General features: G+C 43.1%; 13 protein-coding genes and 1 tRNA gene. 5 read left to right on the top strand and 9 right to left on the bottom strand.

Annotated features, from left to right (window positions below; all coding sequences use genetic code 11):
* Positions 1-160: 160 nt before the first annotated feature.
* From BUR42_RS10650 to BUR42_RS10660, 3 genes are all read left to right on the top strand, one after another.
* Positions 161-2,533 (top strand): ABC transporter permease, encoded by a 2,373-nt coding sequence (locus tag BUR42_RS10650; protein WP_074239211.1) that lies wholly within the window; start codon positions 161-163, stop codon positions 2,531-2,533.
* A gap of 520 nt (positions 2,534-3,053) precedes the next feature.
* Positions 3,054-3,866: a hypothetical protein gene (locus BUR42_RS10655; protein WP_074239212.1), complete on the top strand. Its 813-nt coding sequence runs from the start codon at positions 3,054-3,056 to the stop codon at positions 3,864-3,866.
* Positions 3,867-3,940: 74 nt separating this feature from the next.
* Positions 3,941-4,474, top strand: a complete 534-nt coding sequence (locus BUR42_RS10660) for a hypothetical protein (protein WP_074239213.1) — start codon at positions 3,941-3,943, stop codon at positions 4,472-4,474.
* Between the two features lie 344 nt (positions 4,475-4,818).
* On the opposite strand, the gene BUR42_RS10665 is transcribed toward BUR42_RS10660, so the two are convergent.
* From BUR42_RS10665 to hsdR, 4 genes are read right to left on the bottom strand one after another with little or no spacing between them, the layout of a single operon-like run.
* A complete protein-coding gene (locus tag BUR42_RS10665; RefSeq protein ID WP_074239214.1) occupies positions 4,819-6,108 on the bottom strand; it encodes an SIR2 family NAD-dependent protein deacylase in 1,290 nt (429 codons plus the stop codon).
* Positions 6,105-7,847, bottom strand: coding sequence for a restriction endonuclease subunit S (locus tag BUR42_RS10670; protein ID WP_074239215.1), 1,743 nt, complete (start codon positions 7,845-7,847; stop codon positions 6,105-6,107). Before BUR42_RS10670 ends, BUR42_RS10665 begins: the two co-directional genes overlap by 4 nt.
* Before the next feature lie 9 nt (positions 7,848-7,856).
* Positions 7,857-9,326: a type I restriction-modification system subunit M gene (locus tag BUR42_RS10675; protein ID WP_074239216.1), complete on the bottom strand. Its 1,470-nt coding sequence runs from the start codon at positions 9,324-9,326 to the stop codon at positions 7,857-7,859.
* Positions 9,323-11,674, bottom strand: coding sequence for an EcoAI/FtnUII family type I restriction enzme subunit R (gene hsdR, locus BUR42_RS10680; RefSeq protein ID WP_074239217.1), 2,352 nt, complete (start codon positions 11,672-11,674; stop codon positions 9,323-9,325). The genes BUR42_RS10675 and hsdR overlap by 4 nt, the downstream gene beginning before the upstream one ends.
* A gap of 370 nt (positions 11,675-12,044) precedes the next feature.
* Between hsdR and BUR42_RS30075 the strand changes: the two genes are divergently transcribed.
* Positions 12,045-12,179: a hypothetical protein gene (locus tag BUR42_RS30075; protein ID WP_262488001.1), complete on the top strand. Its 135-nt coding sequence runs from the start codon at positions 12,045-12,047 to the stop codon at positions 12,177-12,179.
* A gap of 254 nt (positions 12,180-12,433) precedes the next feature.
* Here the strand turns inward: BUR42_RS30075 and BUR42_RS10690 are convergent.
* From BUR42_RS10690 to BUR42_RS10705, 4 genes are all read right to left on the bottom strand, one after another.
* A tRNA-Lys gene (locus tag BUR42_RS10690) sits at positions 12,434-12,506 on the bottom strand.
* 104 nt (positions 12,507-12,610) lie between these two features.
* Entirely contained in the window at positions 12,611-15,025 is a 2,415-nt protein-coding gene (locus BUR42_RS10695; protein WP_074239219.1) for a penicillin acylase family protein, read from the bottom strand.
* Positions 15,026-15,040: 15 nt separating this feature from the next.
* Positions 15,041-15,514, bottom strand: a complete 474-nt coding sequence (locus BUR42_RS10700) for a hypothetical protein (protein ID WP_074239220.1) — start codon at positions 15,512-15,514, stop codon at positions 15,041-15,043.
* Positions 15,515-15,583: 69 nt separating this feature from the next.
* Positions 15,584-16,681 (bottom strand): aminotransferase class I/II-fold pyridoxal phosphate-dependent enzyme, encoded by a 1,098-nt coding sequence (locus BUR42_RS10705; protein WP_074239221.1) that lies wholly within the window; start codon positions 16,679-16,681, stop codon positions 15,584-15,586.
* 41 nt (positions 16,682-16,722) lie between these two features.
* On the opposite strand from BUR42_RS10705, the gene miaE reads away from it, so the two are divergent.
* Positions 16,723-17,322, top strand: coding sequence for a MiaE family protein (gene miaE / locus BUR42_RS10710; RefSeq protein ID WP_074239222.1), 600 nt, complete (start codon positions 16,723-16,725; stop codon positions 17,320-17,322).
* 41 nt (positions 17,323-17,363) lie between these two features.
* On the opposite strand, the gene BUR42_RS10715 is transcribed toward miaE, so the two are convergent.
* Complete coding sequence (locus BUR42_RS10715; protein ID WP_084185506.1) at positions 17,364-19,592, bottom strand: patatin-like phospholipase family protein; 2,229 nt, start codon at positions 19,590-19,592, stop codon at positions 17,364-17,366.
* Between the last annotated feature and the right edge of the window lie 83 nt (positions 19,593-19,675).

Here is a 19,675-nt window from a genome sequence, read left to right on the forward strand (position 1 = left end):
CCGGCACCTGAAACCGAACACCCATGTCCGTATCCGGACAAGTCACCTTAAAAACAGATGCCATATGAATTGAAACAATAGCCACCAGGGGGACATAGGCCAATACCCCTATTAGTGGTATGAAAGTTGCCGAACCTAAAAGTCTTATTAAATTTACCTTATGTTCTCGAACTACCTGAAGATTGCTTTCCGTGTTCTCTGGCGCAACAAGATCTATGTAACCCTAAATATTGTGGGATTGGGCTTTGCCATTGCATGCTGTATATTAGCTTACCTGAACTACAATTACCGGGCAAATTTCGATCAAAATCATACGCATACCGAACATATTTACAGGATTAACAGCACCCGGCTGGTCGATGGCAGTAAGCAAACCTGGGGCGTTGTACCATTAGCGCTGGCCCAAACGATAAAGAAGGAAGCAGTGGGGGCGGATCGGATTGCCCGGTTACGTAGCGCTTCCGTAGTTGTTAAGGTTCAGGAAAATACTTTTGACGAACGTATCCACTACACAGATAAGAGCCTGTTTGATCTTTTTACATTTCCGCTAAAATCCGGGAACTTGTCTGGTTTTGAACAATTGAACCAGGTGGTGATCAGTGAACCTTTTGCAAACAAATACTTCCCTGATCAAATGCCGGTGGGCAAGCCTCTAACAATTGTCGGCCCCGAAGGCAATGCCAAAATATATAATATTGCTGCTGTAATGCAGAAAGTTCCTGCAAATTCAAGCATACAGTTCGATATCGTCACTTCTTTTGAGAATGAAATAGCCCCGGGTGCCCCGGCGAACCAGGAACTCATTACAACATTTGTGGAATTAAAAGACAAACAGGCAACCCATTTTGTAACGGCCAATCTTAGTCCTTATATAGCGCTTCATAACAGTAAGCATACTGACTGGCCCATAGAAAGCTTTTCCCTGCAACCCTTCTCTGATCTGAGGGCCAGTTCAGATATTGATATGCCGGGATATGTAAACGGCAGCCAGCTGATGGCGAACCCGCGTGGTGTGCTTGTTATAGTTCCGGCGCTGATGTCCCTCTTTATTTTAATTATTACCTGCTTTAATTTTACTAATATCTCCCTTGCATTTGCCAGTGGCAGGTTAAAAGAGATCGGTATTCGTAAAGTGATTGGCGGTTTCAGGAGCCAATTGATCCGGCAATTTTTAACGGAGAACATTATTCTTTGTTTGCTGGCTTCGGCCCTGGCATTGTTATTTGTGCTTTTATTATTGCCAATAGTTATCCAGCTCACCAATATTGAACTTTCGCCTGACTATGGCAGGGATTATGGTTTCTGGTTGTTCTTGTTGCTCATTCCCGGCGTGTGTGCCATCTTTTCAGGTCTATACCCTGCGATATATATCAGTTCCTTTCAGCCTGTGCGGATCCTTAAAGGCAAAACTTCCCTTGCTTCTTCCAATCGTTTTACACGTTTCCTGCTGATCGCGCAATTTAGTTTTACGTGCTTTGCGCTGGTGGTTGGCATTGCGATGACCCAGCATGCGTCTTTTCAGAGGAAAGCAGATTTTGGCTATGCCATTAATGAGGTTGCCGTTGTAGAAATCAATGATCCAAAGGAATACACCGTTTTTAGCCAGGCTGTTCAGTCGCACCCGCACATTAAAAGTGTTGCAGGATGTGTTCAGCAAATTGGGGCTGACACATACACTCAAACGGCCAAATCCGGAAATGGCGAGGTGCAGGTGCAGGTAGCGCGCGTTGGAGGCAAGGCCTATCTCAACAGCATGGGCATACGTTTAGTTATGGGGCGTCATTTTTACGATACCGGCGCGGACACCGATGAATCCATCCTGGTGAACGAAACATTCCTGCAAAGATTGCGGCTGACACAACCGCTGGGCCAACGGGTAACCCTCGACAGCACCAGCTACACTATTGTTGGCGTTGTAAGTGATTATAAGGAATATGGCCTGCATGGCCTTGTACCTCCCTGTGTACTACGGTTGGCCAATCCTGAGGAGTATAAATTCATGGTCGTACGTTCAGAAAAAGATAAATTGGCACAGGTAGTAAAGTATCTCCAGGCAGACTGGCACAAAATAGCGCCCGATGTGCCATACCGCGGCTTTTTACAGTCTGATCTCATTGAAAAAGAGGTCCGGATGACCCAGGCATTTAAATCGATCGCTTTTTTCCTGGCTATCGTTACTTTACTTTTATCTGCATCAGGCTTGTTTGCCCAAATTTCCCTGAACATTGATAAGCGGAGTAAAGAAATTGGCGTACGAAAAGTACTTGGCGCATCGGTGCTGCAGATCATTGGACTTGTCAACCGGGGGTTCATACGTATCCTCCTGGTCGCATTTGTCGTTGGTTCCATCCTGGGCCATTTGTTCACCAGCAAGTTTGTTTTCAACGTTATTTACCAATACCATCCGGATGCCGGACCTATCCCTTACATTGGTACATTCCTTATTGTGTTGCTTTGTTGTGGTGCGATCATTGGAACGAAAGTGTTCCGTGCCGCAACGGCAAATCCAATAGAAAGATTGCGGACTGAGTAATTGGGCGCCCGGCTACCTCTACCTGCTTTTTTCTTTACGGGAAAGAAGAAGAATCATTTTGCGCAAATTTCCAGGTTTTAAAATAGCCTAAAACCGCTAAGGATTCATCAATTGGAAACCTAACTTACCGTCTCCGGGATAGATCCCCGGACTATCTGATCTACTTTCTGCATTCTTTGCGAATTATTTCATCAAACCTCCGCTCGACAAGTTTAAACGATTGCCCGCTCCTTCGTGACTCCTGAAAGGATTTTTACAGCAGTCAGGAAAGGATCGCTATATGAAATCAGGTTGTTTGGGTACCAGCTCCCGGTTCCTTAGGCATCTTCATTACGCCGCAATACATTCATCCCACCCCGGGGAACAACAACCTTTTGCAGTCAATGATGATCTTAAACAACAGGTTCTAAGGCCAGGACACGTTTACAATAATTTACAAAGTTTACATTATAATTTACAATCCAAATCCTTCAAGTTCAAGGGATTAAAGTAGGTTCGCTGTATCAAACTTTAATAGGATATGAAAAATAAAAGAACCGTTTTGAACAGCCTGCTCCTGCACAGGCTCCGCAGAAACCCAGATGTCTTTTACCCGCCCGAAATAGAAAAGATCATGAAATACCTACTCATATGTATTTTGTTCTCAATGCCTGTTTTTCACGCTTCCTGTGGACAAAATCAAACAAACGTGCCTAAAGGTAATAGCAGGTCCGAAACCAAAGACACCATTACTTCCCCCGGGCGTAAAGAACCTAATTTCCACACCAGGTATGAGTATACTGATGGTATCGGTAAGAGCCTGATCATACAAAACAGCTTTCCAAAAGCCGAACTATACACTGACCCTAATGGGAAGGAATATGGCAGAGCTATATTCTGGACCCGAATAATCAATGAAACAGATAACCCTTTGGAACTGATGATCGATTTTTCCGGAGATCCATATGAGTTTCCAGGTTCAGTGGGATCTTCATTCGTTAGCTCCTATAATATATTGCTTCGTCCCGACACAATGACGCTTGATAAAGAGCCCTTACATAATTATGGTATGACAGATTTAAAATCCTTTTTAGAAAATAGTATGCATAAACCCTCTTCGTTGAAAAGAACGATTAATCCTAAAGGATCAAGTGGTTTTTATGTCGTAAGGCTTTTAATCCAACCAGAATCGGGTTGGCAAAGAGTAAAAGATGATGGCAATGGTACAACACGGGCAGGATTTAGCTTAAAAGGGCAAAATCTTTTTTATACACTTAACGGTAAAGAAGTTAGTTGTGGAAGCATTAATTTGAAAAATTTAACCTTAAAGGATCAGCGCACAACCGGTATATGAGAAATGCCCTGGTTCGTCTATGAAAATATGATTTAACAACAGCATCTGTATTATTTAATTAAAACAAAAAAGTCATGAAAAAAGTTATTTATGTACTGATCTTATCGCTGGTTGTGGTAAGCGGAGTAGTATTTGCTAATCGCGAAACTAAAACTGAAGCTTCTAAAAAGGCATCTCCAAAACCACTTACTGATGCTGAAAAGAGGGCAGCAAGGAAACAATGGGAAGCTACCCCTGCTGGTATAATGTTCAAAAAATGGGAAGCATCTCCTGAAGGTAAAAAAGTGCTTGACGGTGCTGCTAAAATAAGCGGGCACATAAGTGCTTTTACCAATATGGAAGCTGTTGTAACCTCTCTTTCTCTTCCGCCAGGCTCAAGATTAGGTTTCGGAGTGATGGCCAGTATTAATGGTAGCGAATATATCCTTAGGTTTGACGATAAACCTCAGCAATTACAAAGTCTGAAGGTTAACGACAAAATAATTATAAAAAGTCATAGCGTATCGTACGCGCCCAAGTACGCATATCCTATAGTATCGGGCGAATATGCAGAACGAGATGGTGAAATACTTTATAAGCATGCCCCTCGCAAAAAAGGTGGTTGCTAGGGATTAGATGGGATTAACTTCATTTCCGAAAAACAGAAAAGCCGCATAAATCCTACGATCTATGCGGCTTTGAATCTTTTTGCTTTCGCTACTGTGAACTTATTGGTACAAAGCCCGAACCCGCTATTAACAGATTTGAGAAAACTGTTGTCTATGAAATAGTAACATTTAGGATCAAGACCTAATGCATGCATAAGCTTCTGAGGAACTAACCGCTAATATGCATTGGTTCTACCGATTCCTATTTCTCTATTCCCAAGCTCTTTGACAAAGCTTTGGTCTGTGCTTAGCTTAGGCTTTGTACGGTTTTGGCAATGTGCTTGCAAAATGTTTTGGTATATTCTTTAGCTAAGTCGTAATAATTTTAATATTCCGTTCAATATCATTCGCAGACCAGATGGATCCATTTGCTCTGTCACAACTGGTGTTGGTTCATTTGTCTTTTGTTTCTTAATTCCAGGAATATATCCCCTGTATCGCATTTCGTTCCTCGCTAATCTTAAAATTTGTTCGATGCAATCATAATTGCCTTTTGGGAACCAAATCGGGGTAATTCCGAATTTCAACAAATAGGAGTTTCGATCTGTTAATTCGGCTTCCGTATCAGGCATTGCTTCTAAAGAAAAATGTTGCGGTCTGTCTATGTCTCCTTTCCTCTCTAATTCGTCTTTTACTGCTTGAAAAACTTCCATTGTTCTGTCACGGTTGAGGCTGCAACCAAGGAATAATAAATTACTTGTCCGGTAGTGATAGCTTAGGACTCTCGGAATGGGTTTTGAAAGGTCAAGATTTCCATTACCATATGCATCATTGTATTGACTCTTACTTATGATACAATTTGCAGGCTGTCTGATGTCACCATGCAGCTTAATGATGGTAAGTTTATTATTGTCGGGTATTTCCTGAATGTTGGTGCTGTCAAGCAATTGGATTCTATTTTCCTCTCCTGTGTCGTATGCTTGTTGCAGAATGTGATCGTAGTTTGTTGTAATCAATGTGTCTGTAAACAATTCAGTCAAACGTAAGGTAGTTTGAGTGATCTTGCCTGTTCTTGAAAAAGCATCTTTAATCTCCTGAATGAAAGCATCCCTATGACCGCTGGATTCTATTTCTTCAATAACCGTTTCATAGTGTCCATTATTTAAGAGGTCAAGAACATGATCAGCATCTAAGCCGCATGTTCTGCCCTGGTAAATCAAATGTGCTTTCCATGTTGGGAAACCAGATTCTACAGACAAACCTGCACCAATAAAGGGGACTACCGTTCCCTCTATTAAACAGTTTTCAAGCTGTTCAAACCGTTCAATATTTCTTTCGTACCAATGCTCATCCGTGAAATTATTACGGATATACTCTTTACTTAAAACCTCACTTTTTCTTTCGTTGCGAAAGACTTTGAATAGCTGATTGTATGCTTCTAAATCGCTTACAAAAAAGGCTTTGCTTGGATTGGACAAGCCATTAATTTCATATTTAATCCTGATATCCACACCATCATCTCCATCTATCCACTCGTTGAAGTCAACAAAATATTCATACAAATTATGATTGTCCTTCTCGCACCAAGAAACATTTTTCAGTGCCGGTGGAGCAATGGTTGCTCTGTCAGAATATATCTTGTCTAAAACACTCATGCGATTACACTTTCAACGATAGTTACAGAAAGCATATTCTGCTTTCCCCGACTTTTCGTGATTCTCATAGAAAGTGAATCACAAATGGAAAGCAGCTCTTGAACTTTTGCAACAATACGCTTTTGTTCTTCTAATGGAGGAAAAGGGATTTCAAATTGCTCAAGGATTCTTTTACTCAATCCCTCACGGTTTGCACCTATTTGTCGCCCCCAAATTAAATCCTGGATATATGGAGATAAAATACAACTATGTAAATACAAGGTCGAATCAGGAACAGATGGTCGGATTATTGTAACGTGCTGGCTTACATTCGCAATTTTTTCTTCAGCAGGAAATATAGTACAGCGTCCCAGTGACCCTCCTGTAATATTTAAAAGAATATCATTTGGTAAAACAATGGTATTTGACATTTTCTTGTTTGTTTCCTCATCTATGTAAACTACGTCATCTAGTAATAGTCCCTCATTTCGTATGTTTTGAGAACGAAGGAATAGAATTCCTGAATCAGCATACACATTATTCCCACCTCTTGGCGTACTTCCAGAACCAATTTTGCTTGTAATATTTCCCAGTCTTACCCAACTCCAACTTTCCGGAATTGAGTACGGTTTTTCTTCATCTTTAATATCAGCTAAGATATTTTGTTTTTTCAGCTTTCCTTCTTCAATTAGTATTCCCTTTTCCTCTATTATTCTTTCAATCAATTGACTTGCCGGCTCATCATTTGAGTCTTGCTTCACAAGCCTCCCCATAATTGCCAACTGCAAAATTGTTTGTTTCAATTGCTCAATACTATCTTCTGTGCAAAACAAAGTATCAAAGTGTTCAGATAGCTTTTCCCACGCTATTTGTAGTTCATTTGCGTCAGCAGCGTTTGTAAGGGTTTCTAAAAGGATTTTCACAAGGTAGTGATGTGTGGTAAGATTTGCTGTTTGTTGTTCTTCCAACTGGTCGCATAAAAACATTAACTCATCAACCTTTGCAACAATTCGCTTTTGTTCAGCCAATGGAGGAAAGGGTATCATCAACTTTTTCAAAGACGTGCCATTTACATTGGGTTGCCCTGTTCCCATTGAGCTTTCATAAAGCTGCTTCCAATAAAGCTTACTTCCAAGATATATTTTAATAAAATCAGAATAGGATGATGGAAGCTTTTTCACTCTAATTAAATATGATGCAAAAACAGCTTCAAGATTTAAATTTGAAACCAGGTATGACTTCCCAATCGTTCCACCTGTTCTGGCAATCAGTATATCTCCGTTCTCTAAAAGATAGTTTGGAATCTGATCTTTACTAATTTCACAGCCTGGAACAGTCTCCCAATTAACATCGTCATTTTGAATATCCGTTATTCTAAGTAATTTTATTCCTTTGTTTGCAGGATTAGATGCGGCATTAAAACCGTAATGAATATCTAAAGCAATATTTTCTAAATAAGTCCACTGCCAGGATCCTGGGATCTGGAAGGGTTCGATACTATTAAATTGGCTGCTTTTAAACTTACTGTCCTTAGTTAGCTTTTCTTTTTCCTTTTCAAGTGTGTCAAGTAATATAGTAGCAGGTTCCTCTTTAATATTTTGATCGACTAATTTGCCTTGAACTGCTATATCAAAAATTAGCTCTCTTAATCTTGCAATTCCTTCAAGACTAATATTGTCTATGCTTTTTGACCTGCCTTTGGATTTTACTCCTTGAGCATCAGTCCAAACTTCAAAGCCTTTTAAAATACTTTCTATCATTTAACAATTCTATTTGGATAAAGCTTCCGCCAAAATTCCTTTTAACTGATTGCGGAGTTTTGATATTTCATTCTGCTCCTCTTTGTATTGAGCAAGCAGCTCGTCAGGATCGTGACTTATCTGTTCTCCTATGTGCGGGTTCTTAATATCAAGGTTGTACTTCCTGTTTTTAATATCCTCCACAGAAATCTTCCAAGCTTGTTCATTTTCTACCCTTGCTGCAAAACCATCTTTCTCAATTCCCCACCATTTTATCTCCGCCTCAAACTCTTCAAAACGCATTGGTTTTGTTTTGTTGTAATTCACCACGCCTTTGGGATATGGATGCTCATAATACCAAACATGTTCTGTTGGTTTTCCTTTGGTAAAAAAGAGAATGTTTGTTCTTATGCCAGTGTAAGGATTGAAAACTCCATTGGGTAAACGAACAATGGTATGAAGATTACATTCGGTCAATAGTTTTTCCTTCAACCGTGTTTGAATACCTTCTCCGAATAAAAAACCATCTGGTAAAACAACGGCTGCTCTGCCTTCATTTTTCAGAATATGCATGATAAGAGCCATAAAGAGATTAGCCGTTTCTCTTGTTCGGAAAGCAGAAGGAAAGTTGTTTTCAATTCCATCTTCCTCCATTCCTCCAAATGGCGGATTGGTTACCACAATATTTACTCTGTCGGCATTAGAATAATCCCTTAACGGTCGGGCAAGTGTGTTATCATGCTTCACATTTATTGGCACATCAATCCCATGCAATATCATATTGGTGATGCAAAGCATGTGTGGTAATGCTTTTTTTTCCACTCCGAAAATGGTTTTTTGTAAAATTTCTTCGTCTGCTGTGGACTTAACAAAATGTTCTCTTTTGTATTCAATTACATTGGTTAGGAATCCACCTGTTCCACAAGCTGGGTCAAGGACCGTTTCTTCTAACTTTGGAGCAATTCTGTCAACTATAAATGTCGTTACTGCTCGGGGTGTATAGAACTCACCAGCATTGCCGGCACTTTGAAGGTCTTTTAAAATTTGCTCGTAAATACTTCCGAATGTGTGGCGATCGCTGGATGCATTGAAGTTGATTTCACATATTTTGTTGATTACCTGGCGAAGCAAAGTACCAGACTTCATGTAGTTATAGGCATCTTCAAAAACATTTTTGATGACTAATGCTCTTTTGCTGCCTTCTCCATCAACCTTTAACTCGTTCTTTAAGGTTGGAAATAATTCATTGTTTACAAAATTCAATAACTCATCTCCTGTTATACCTTCTGAATCTTTTGCCCAATTACGCCAACGAAGTTTTTCAGGCAAAGGAGATTTATAATAGTCTTCTGTTATTTCCAGTTCTTCTTCACGGTCATCCAATATTTTTAAAAAAAAGAGCCAAACCAACTGGCTGATGCGTTGTGCGTCTCCATCTACACCAACGTCTTTACGCATTATGTCCTGGATGGACTTTATAACACCTGAAACATTACTCATGCTACATTATCTTGTTTAAATAATTCGTTTTCCAGTTCTTTTATTGCTTGTTCGTATTTGTCTTTGCCCCCAAAAATGTCTTTGATAATCTCCAGAGGTGTTCCGATGTCACTAAACGGCTTAAGTTTTAATACCTTTGGATTTTCGATACTGATTACACCTTTATCTGCATACAGGTCCAGCAAACCTTGCAGAACAGCTCTTGCCTGTTCGCCATACTTTGTAAAGTAGTCCCGCTTCTTCACATTGTTGGCCCTTTCTTTTCTGGTTAATGGTTTTTGTCCAAAGGCTACATGACATATCAAATCGAAGTCACCGAAATCTCTCCCAACAATGTCAGCAAGATTTTCTAAAACAACACCATGCTCTTCCAGTAAATCAATGATGATTTGTTTTTTGTTTGCATCATTCCACTTTCTTAGAAAATCATCTAATGAAGTAAACTCCTGCTGCACCTTTTTCTTACTGAAGTCTTTATAAGATTCGATAATTAGTTTGCCATCTTCTCCTAAATATTCAATTCGCTCGCTTTTGATTTTAGCAGGAACCCCGCTTACTATAATCTTTCTTCTTCCTTCCCCTCCTGTCTGGTCATCATCATCATCATCTCCTTCTTCATCATCATCTGGTTCAGGATCGGGTGGAACAGGGTCGTCATCCGGGTTAGGATTGAAAATAATTACCGGCTCACCATCAAATTCAGGGTCACTGAAATGTTCAGTTGCTTTTTTAAAATCCATGATAGTGAAATAAAACTTTTTGTTTTCCTCATCGATTCGGGTGCCACGTCCAATAATTTGCTTGAATGTGGTCATGGAGTTAATAGTTTTATCCAGAACAATCAGTTTACAAGTTTTAGCATCTACCCCTGTAGTCATCAAATCAGAGGTAGTTGCTATTACTGGAAATTTGCTTTCAGGGTCAATGAAATTATCCAACTCATTTTTGCCTTCAATGCTGTCGCCAGTAATTCGCATTACGTATTTTGGATTGTCGATAGCTAATTTCCCTGCGGCATTAACAATTGCTTTTCGCATTCTTTCCGCATGGTCAATATCTTCGCAAAAAATTATTGTTTTTGAAAACGGATCGGTAGCTTTTAACAATTGCATAACCCGGTTTGCTACCAACCTGGTTCGCTGATTTAAAACAAGGATTCTGTCCATGTCAACCTGGTTGTAGGTGCGTTTTTCTATTTCTTCACCTAAATCATCAGTCATGCCATCTGGTGGTATCCAGCCATCAACATCTTTGTCAATGTCAATTTTGACAACCTTGTAAGGAGCAAGGAATCCATCCTGAATGCCTTGCTTTAGGCTATAAGTGTAAACCGGGGGACCGAAATATGTCATATTGGAAACATATTCTGTTTCCTTTGGAGTTGCAGTTAAGCCAATTTGAATAGCATTATTGAAATAAGCTAAAATTTCTCTCCATGCTGAATCTTCTGCCGCACTCCCTCTGTGACACTCATCGATAACAATCAGGTCAAAAAAGTCGGGCGAAACACTTTTATAGATTTTGTCTTCCTCGTATGGACCTGTCATCGCTTGATATAACCCTAAGTGAATTTCGTATGAGGGGTCAATTTTCCTGTTTTTTATTTTGGTCATGACAGAACCAAAAGGCTTAAAATCATTTACTAATGTTTGATCAGCGAGAATGTTCCTGTCAACGAGAAAGAGCACTCTTTTTACTGCTTTAGCTTTCCACAGTCTCCAAATGATTTGAAAAGTTGTGTATGTTTTTCCTGTACCTGTCGCCATAACCAGAAGAATCCGTTTATCTCCTTTTGCAACAGCTTCAATTGTTCTGTTTATTGCTTCAACTTGATAGTATCTTGGTTCTTTGTTTGAGCCATCGGAATAATATGGTTGTAATACGAGCGGCTCTTCTTCATCTTTGATATTGTGCATTTTCTTGTAGCGTTCCCACAACTCTTTAGGATTAGGAAACTGCTCCAATGAAAATTCGGTTTCTATATCTTCACCATCAGCAGCAACTTTATTGTGAGATGCAAATGCATCACCATTTGAACTAAAAGCACTTGGAACACCTAAAATAGTTGCATAACCCAATGCTTGCTGCATTCCATGGCTTACGGTGCAATTGTTGTCCTTGGCTTCAACTACCGCCACCCTTGTTCCGGGTTTCCATGACAAAACGTAGTCAGCAAACTTTTTCTTCTTATTATTTCTTGTGGACATTTCTCCACGAACAATCACGGGGCCAGGAGTGAGTGTGACTTGTGTTCTGATCTGGGTATGGAGATCCCAGCCAGCTTTAACTATAGCAGGAGTAATGAATATATTTTCAATATCTCTTTCGCTTAACTCTTTTTTGTTCATGATTTATTGCTAAAATGCGATTCGAAAATAGTCAAATTCGCTGGTGGATTGACAAGAGACGGCTCTTTTGAAAGTTTGGGTTGTAGGTCGGCCCGTGCGGCTTGCAAATATACTGTTTGTGCGGTGGCTAAAATTGTTTTTAAAAAATGTGCGGTAAAAAAAGAACATAGGGCCGGCAACGAGTGTAGGCTAGCTCGTTGTCGGATTGTGGTATTGTCTTTTTTGTTTTTCATTTTCCAAATAGAGTTTACCGGTCATTTTAGTTCCTGTCTATCCGTAGTGCAATGTCGCCAGACAGGCTTACTTCTAACACTCTAATATACGCAAGTTATACAAGAATATATACTTAGCCCATCGTTATCCAACCGGCATGGCTGATGTATTTATAGAGGCATTTATAAATGATTTTAATGAGCAGACAAAAATGCAGAATAAGGAAAAGGCTGATCTGTTAGCGCAGATTGAGCAACACAACACCCGTATTAGAAACGCCCTTGTTCCGTAAATGTGGAAATAAAAGACCTTCTTAAGTCCGGCATGAAAAAGATAGCAAACATTGATCGACGCTATGAGAAGGGAGCTATTGAAGAAAAGAGAACTATTATAAGTTTGATGCTCCCTGAATTTCTGGAATTTGACGTGACACGACATCGAACTCAAAGATTAAATTCTGCCGTAACACGCTTCTATCAGAATACTAATCACTTAGTGGGCAAAAAAAATGGGACAAGTCTTTCTTTTTAGACCTGTCCCATCCAGTGATTCCGCTGGGACTCGAACCCAGGACCCATACATTAAAAGTGTATTGCTCTACCAACTGAGCTACAGAATCATTCCCGTCATTTTCAATTGGGAGTGCAAAGATATGTATTAAATTATTTTTCCCAAATAAATCGACAACTAAAATTCCTCACTCCTCCAAACCCCGCTCCCACACTACTTATTAGCTACAAAAAAAATCTTTCCCCTCAATCCCTCCGGTTCTTTCGCCTTGTCATATATATGCAGCGAATAATATTTACCGGCTACCCAATCATCCACCATGTTATCATAAAAAGCACTGCCCGGATTACCGCTCTGACCACCGGGATAAATGCCATAAGCCTTCGTAGTTGGCCCCAATTCAACCACCATTCTCCAGGAAGGCCCATGTGTTTTCTTGGTAGCATTGAGGATATGTGTACCTCCGCCAGTATTCAGGCTCATACGGCTTAAAGCAGGCAAACTACGCGTGAGGTGGCGAATATCAGTGCCTCTCCATTTACCAATGGCAAGGTTGCCAGCAGCATCCAAAGCAGCAGCGGAATCCGCAGCAGCTTTAAACGATTGAAGAACAATATCAGAAAGTGTTTCACGAACAGCAGGCGTACGAACATTATCTACAAAGCGCATGGATGAATCTTTCAGCAGCCATAACACCGTAGTCCGTTGTAATGGTATTTCCAAAGTAATACTGTCGATACCAAGTTCATCATCCCAAATATCCTTCTGCAATTCATCAATCCACAGATTGAAGATCGTAGCAGCTTTAGAATCCGGGTTCGCCTGGCCATCCCAGGCAGCAATGGTCTTAAACTGTTCTTTCTGCGGAGCGGAAAGCGCTACAGGATCAAGGAAACGCGCCAAAAGAGGAATAGCCGTTACAGCAAAGAGGTTCATGTTATCGTTCTGCAGCTTCATCATATCCTCCGGCGTAATGGAAGACATCTCACGCAGTCTTTCATTCGCGCGTTTACCACGGAAGAGATCGTATTCCCCCACCAAACGGTAAGGGTATGTGCTATCCGTAGGCCGCTGGTTCGCAGAGCTTACAAATCCCTGTGCAGGGTTGAAGATATGCGGGTTCTCCGCCTGCGGAATATATCCCTGCCAGGCGTAAGTACTATCAGATCCCGGCATTACAAATTTCCCCTGGTCTTTCCAGCGTGCAGGATACTGGCCATTATGCCAGATAGCAATATTCCCATCTTTCCCTGCATAGATGAAGTTCTGCGCAGGACAGGTATAATGCTTCAACGCCTCCAGGTAATCTTCGTAATTCTTAGCATGGTTTAAGAGCGAAAAGGTCCGCAGTTCATTAGATTCATCATGCGCTTTCCAGCGCACCGCCAGGAAGCCCTGTTTACCCGTGGAATCCATGAAAGTATTATCATACATCACAGGGCCCCAAACCGTATAAGCCACGGTATCCATAAAAGGCGCTTCTCCTTTGATCTTTATTTCTTCCACATGCAGGTCAGCTTTCCGGTAGGCACCATTGAAGAGATATTCCGTGCGCCCATTGCGGAAATCCATGCGGTAATAATCCAGTACATCCTCGCTCCCATTGGTCACTGCCCAACCCATATGATCGTTGAAACCAATGATGATCCCTGGCGCACCAGGTAATGAAGCACCATACGCATTGAAAGAAGGCGTATGCAGCTGCATCTCATACCATAAAGAGGGAAGGCTCAGCCCAAGATGCGGGTCGTTACAGAGAATAACGGCGCCGGATTTAGTTTTACTGCCGGACACTGCCCAGTTATTACTGCCATTATCAGGATCAGGTTTATCTTCTTTAAAACGGAAAAATGCATCCGTAGCATGCAACACACTGTCAGAAGGCGCTACAGGCACAAATGAAGGCGCGGGGAACACTGTTCCCTTTGGAATGATCGGATCCAGTGTATCAGAGAAATCCGGATACATCTGGTCAAATTCGGAAGCAGTAAACAACCGCCGTGCATTCGTAGCCTCCAGGTCCGTATTGTTATAGGCCAGGTCATAGCTCATATACTTGAGCAGCAAGGCCGTTTTAAGATTAGTCCATGGCTCCGGTCTATAACCGAGCAGCTTGTACTCCAAAGGAAGATCGCGATCTCTGAGGCGGTGTATATAAGCATTTACACCTGCGGTATAAGCATCTCCCTGTGCCTTGGAAGCCGGGTCTTTGGCAATAGCAGCCACGGTTTTCTCCGCAGAAGATACCATGCCCAGTCTCCGCTGGCGCCGGTCGTAGGTGAGCATACGAGGGCCCAGCACTTCGCACAGCCGCCCCGCCGCCGCGTAGGTTTGCAGCTCCATCTGCCAGAGACGGTCTTTCGCATGCAGGTATCCCTGTACGAAATAAACATCATTCTCATTTTCGGCAAATACATGCGGCACCATGCGTTCATCCAGCCATACTTCCACCGGGCCGGAAAGCTCTTTAAATGAAAGGCCCACCTCTTTCTTGATAGATGCACGCTCTGCCTGTTGCCAGAAACCGTGCTGCGGACTCAGGAGCATGCCAAATGCAGGTACACTGCCCCACCTGTGATTCAACGCCCAAACAAGCGCAATCGTAAGAATTAAGGGTATAAATCTCATACTGGAATAGATCTGTTACTTAGCGAGGGCCAGCGGCGCTTCTTTCAGCACGCATACCTCAATCATTTTTATCCGGATGTCCGAATACATCTCAAAGATCTTCTTTAATAAGGAATATAATTCCTTGTAATTGGAAAACTGAGGTTTCTTCGCATCTGCGAGTTTGGAAAAGGTAGCCCCGGTGTGATGGGTGGGGTCGGTTGAAAACATCATTACCACATCTACTACGCCGCCTTCCAGGGACACTTCAAGCCCCGCACTCAGCCCTTTGGCGATGCGGTTCACTTCACTGTTCTCCAGGATGTACGTAGTGGTTTTTGGATTGTAGGTGGTTCTTGCGAACCCGAACTCGATCAGCATGTCCTGCGCTTCGCTGGTACTGAAATCAGTAAATGCGGGCGCTGTCTGGTAATTTCCGGATAAGGTCTGGTACCAGTTTACAAAGTCGAGTCCTTCCAATACTTTTTTAAGAACGGGATTTACTTCCATAGAAACAGGCTTTAGGTAATGAATTCCATGTTAATATACACCTTTTAGCAAATATGTTTGCTATTCATTTTAAATATTAATGGCTGTTATCAGGCGGTCCACGTCCGCAGCGGTGTTGAAACTGTGCAGTACCACCCTCAAACGCTCCTGCCCTTTAGGTACAGTGGGATGTAAGATTGCCCGAACATCCAGGCCCTCCTGTTGCAAATTGTGCGCCAATTGCCGGGCCTGCTCATTTCCGGGGGCCATTACCACCTGGATGGGCGTTTCGCTGCCTGCTCCCGGAACTCCTTTCCGAAACTGTGCGATCAGGGAAGAAAGATGGGAACGCTCCAGGTGCATGTCCGGAAATATATCATACGCGGCCAATATTACAGCGATGGCATGCGGTGGCAGCGCAGTGGTATAAATGAACGAACGGGAGAAATTGATCAGGAAATCCCGCAACACCTCAGATCCCAGTACTATCGCTCCATGGCAGCCCACGGCTTTCCCAAATGTATGCACCCGGGCAAAACAGCCCAGGCCCAGGGCCTGCATCAACCCTTCTCCTCTCGGGCCTATTACGCCGGTAGCATGCGCTTCGTCCACGATCAGCAATGCACCCAGTTTATCGCAGAGGGCGGTGATCTCCGCCAGCGGGGCAGTATCCCCATCCATGGAATAAACAGATTCCACGGCCACAAATACACGGCCGCCTTCAACGGCTAAGATCTTCTTTTGCAGATCTTCTACGCTGTTATGAATGAAGGAGTAGGAAGTAGCTGCAGATAAACGCACACCATCCCTGATGGATGCATGGATCAGCTGATCATATATGATGGTATCGCCTTTTTGCGGTACGGCGGAAAATAAACCAAGGTTGGCATCGTAACCGGAATTATAGATCAGGCCGGCGGGCGCTTCATGGAACTTTGCCAATACCTGTTCTGCCTGTTCCACCAACTCGTAATTCCCGGCTAATAATCTTGATCCTCCGCTCCCGTGCACCTGTGCCAGTTGACGGCTGATCGTATGTGCTTCTTCCTGCACCCGTTCACTCCGCGCAAGACCCAGGTAATCATTTGAACAGAAATCTATCATGCGCCCCGGCAGGCGCAGCTGGCGGAATGCGTGCTGCTCCCTGCGTTTGTTCAATGCTGTTTCCAGAAAGTCTTCTTTTCGCATAATGTCAAAACTAAGTATCTTGTCCCAATATCAAACATTGTATGAGCAGTAAAGTTTCGATCCTTGGATTAAAATTACCATCGGACCCGCGGTGGGTAGACCTGGCAGCGATTTCGCTGGAAGAAGTATTAACGGATCATGCTTTCTGCGAACAAAAAGCAGCCACCTCCTGCATCTCTCTTATTCAGCGATATCCTGACAGATCAAAACTGGTGGAAGAACTGGCACCCATTGTTACAGAAGAATGGGGGCATTTCAGGCAGGTGCTGGCCGAAATGAAAAAACGCGGCTTCACACTCGGTAAACAACGGAAAGATGAATATGTGAATGAACTGATCTCCTTCCAGGTAAAAGGTGGCTCTCCTGCAGATGTGCTGCTGGACAGGCTCCTGATCTTCGCATTGATCGAAGCCCGCAGCTGTGAACGCTTCCGCCTCTTAAGTGAAGGTCTTGATGATGCTTACCTCCGCGAATTCTACCGTAAGTTCATGATCTCCGAAGCAGGGCACTACCGCCTCTTTATCGATCTCGCCAATGAATACCTGCCGGAAGAAAAAGTAAAGGAACGCTGGGCGGAATGGCTGGAATTTGAAGCAGGTATGATCGCTACACTTAAAGTGCGCGGCGACAGGATGCATTAGGAATAGCAACCTAGGTTAAATGCGGTACAGCCCCACATGCACTAAAAATGGAATCCCAGGTTCACATACGCTTTTAAATACTGCGCCTGATCACTGTACATCACGGATGCCTCCAAAGGCCCCAGCCTTGTACTGTAGCCGAATGTAACGCCATACCCGGTTACATAATTATATTTCGTTTCAGATACCCCGTTAAAATCATATGCACCGAAAGACGCTTTGGGTGTGATGAAGATATTCCTCAATGCTTCATATTGAAAACCCAGCGAAGCAGATGCCACGCTGGAAGTATTCACCTCTCCATGATACAATCCCATAAAAGGTATCTGGTTACGGGTGAAATCTGTGAGGCCGCCAATCAGGAAGTCGTTGGTGAGGATCTGGTTATAGTTGAAATTAAATCCTGCATAACCATTAACGATCAGGGTAGACCTGCGCGAGAAAGGGAAATAGTAATTCATTTTCAGCAATACGCGCTGGTAGTCGGAGAAATTATACCCCAGGCTGTCTATGTCCTGCGAAACGCCTTCCAGTGTTACCCGGAGGTCCGGATTCTGATTATGGATCATGCCGGCTTCAAACTGTATCTCCGCTCCTTTGGTGGGGAATTGTTTGCGGTCTACCGTGCTTAAGCCGTAATATAAAAAGGTATTGAACTGTTTGGTATTGCCATCCAGCTCTACATAAGGAGAAAGTTTGGGTTTAATACGGATGTATTCCCAGCGGGAACTGACGCCTACTGCCATCACCCGGTTCAGCATGTATTGCAGTTTGGCGTCTACCGAAGCATATTTATTCCGATACTCCTGGATCTTCTTAAAATTATCGTAGAAATTGTAAGGATTGTTCTCGTAATAAGCACCTACGCCAAAACCAAAGTTCCGCTTGCGCCCCATGTATTTAAAGAACTCTGCCCTGATCCGTGGATTCTCACTGATAGCCACGGTTACGTAGGCCCGGGAGTTGGGTACGATGAAATTACGCTGGGTGAGGTTGATGATAGCACTGGCATTGGTGAAGGTATTATAATGCAGCGCGAACTTTACATAACTGAGCGGGTTCTCTTCCACATCTATTTCAAGCTGACTGCTGCCATAACCCATCGGGGTAAGATGATAGGTGATCTGTTTGTAGAAACGGGTACCATATACGTTCAGTACCGCTTCTTCAATCATCTCCGGCGTGTAACAACCGCCAGCTTCCAGGCCCAGGCGGCCACGGAAGAAGCTTTCATCTGAATGCACCAGCCCCCTGATCCTGATCCCGGAGATCTCCACATCCGGCACATTCGGCAGGCGGTTCGCCACCCGTTCTTCTTTGCCATAGATAGCATCCAGCGAATCTGCCATGTGTTTGAAGATGGGATACATCTCCCTTCCTTTCCGCTTTCCTTCTTCAATGATGGAATCCACACTGCTGAAACTGGCAGCGGAATAATTCTTCAGATCGTGATGTATATAGATATTGGCCAGCTTACGGGCCTTTACAAAATCGTCTGCATCCTTATAAAAACCTAACTGGTACAGCACGTCAAATGGCGTGAGCAGTTCGTCTGCAGGCCGGAGGCCATTGCTCACATTGGAGCCGATAATAAAATCGGCGCCCATCTCTTTGGCGGTAACGGAAGGAAAATTACGTACTACCCCGCCATCCACCAGCTTGCGGTTGCCGATCTTTACAGCGGTGAACACGGAAGGGATGGCCATACTGGCACGCATACACGTAACCAGCTCACCTTTATCGAGGGTCACTATCTCCCCGGTGGCCACATCGGTGGCGATACATTTAAAAGGAATATTGAATTTGGAGAAGTCTTTGATGTCCCGCGCGGGCCAGCTGAGCTTTGCCAGCTGCAGCCATAAGCGCTCCCCGGAGATCACGCCGGAATTGAGCTTGGGTTTACCATACTCAAAGGGGATCTCTATCATATAACGGTTGTATTCCGCCCTTTCCTCATAACTGATATCGGTCAAAACGGGCTGATTGGAGAAAAGCGTACCCCAGTCCAGCTTTTTTGCGATGATCTCAATGGTATCGCCGGAATAACCGATGGCATACAGGGCGCCTACGATGCTGCCCATGCTGGTGCCGGTAACATAACTAACTTTTAACCCTGCACTGTCCAGGGCCTGCAGGATGCCGATATGCGCCAGGCCCTTCGCTCCGCCGCCGCTTAAAGTAAGTCCAATGCCCGGCCTGTGGCCCGGCGACTGTTGCGCGGCCACGAAATAAGGCAGGAAAAGAAGTATGATAACGAATAGTCGAAGCATGCGGGTTTACCGTCCTTGAATGGTAATAAAGGTAAAGGATTTAACGATCCGAAAAACAAACTGTGATCAAAGTGATTTTATTT

The sequence above is a fragment of the Chitinophaga niabensis genome, from assembly GCF_900129465.1.
Taxonomy (GTDB): domain Bacteria; phylum Bacteroidota; class Bacteroidia; order Chitinophagales; family Chitinophagaceae; genus Chitinophaga; species Chitinophaga niabensis.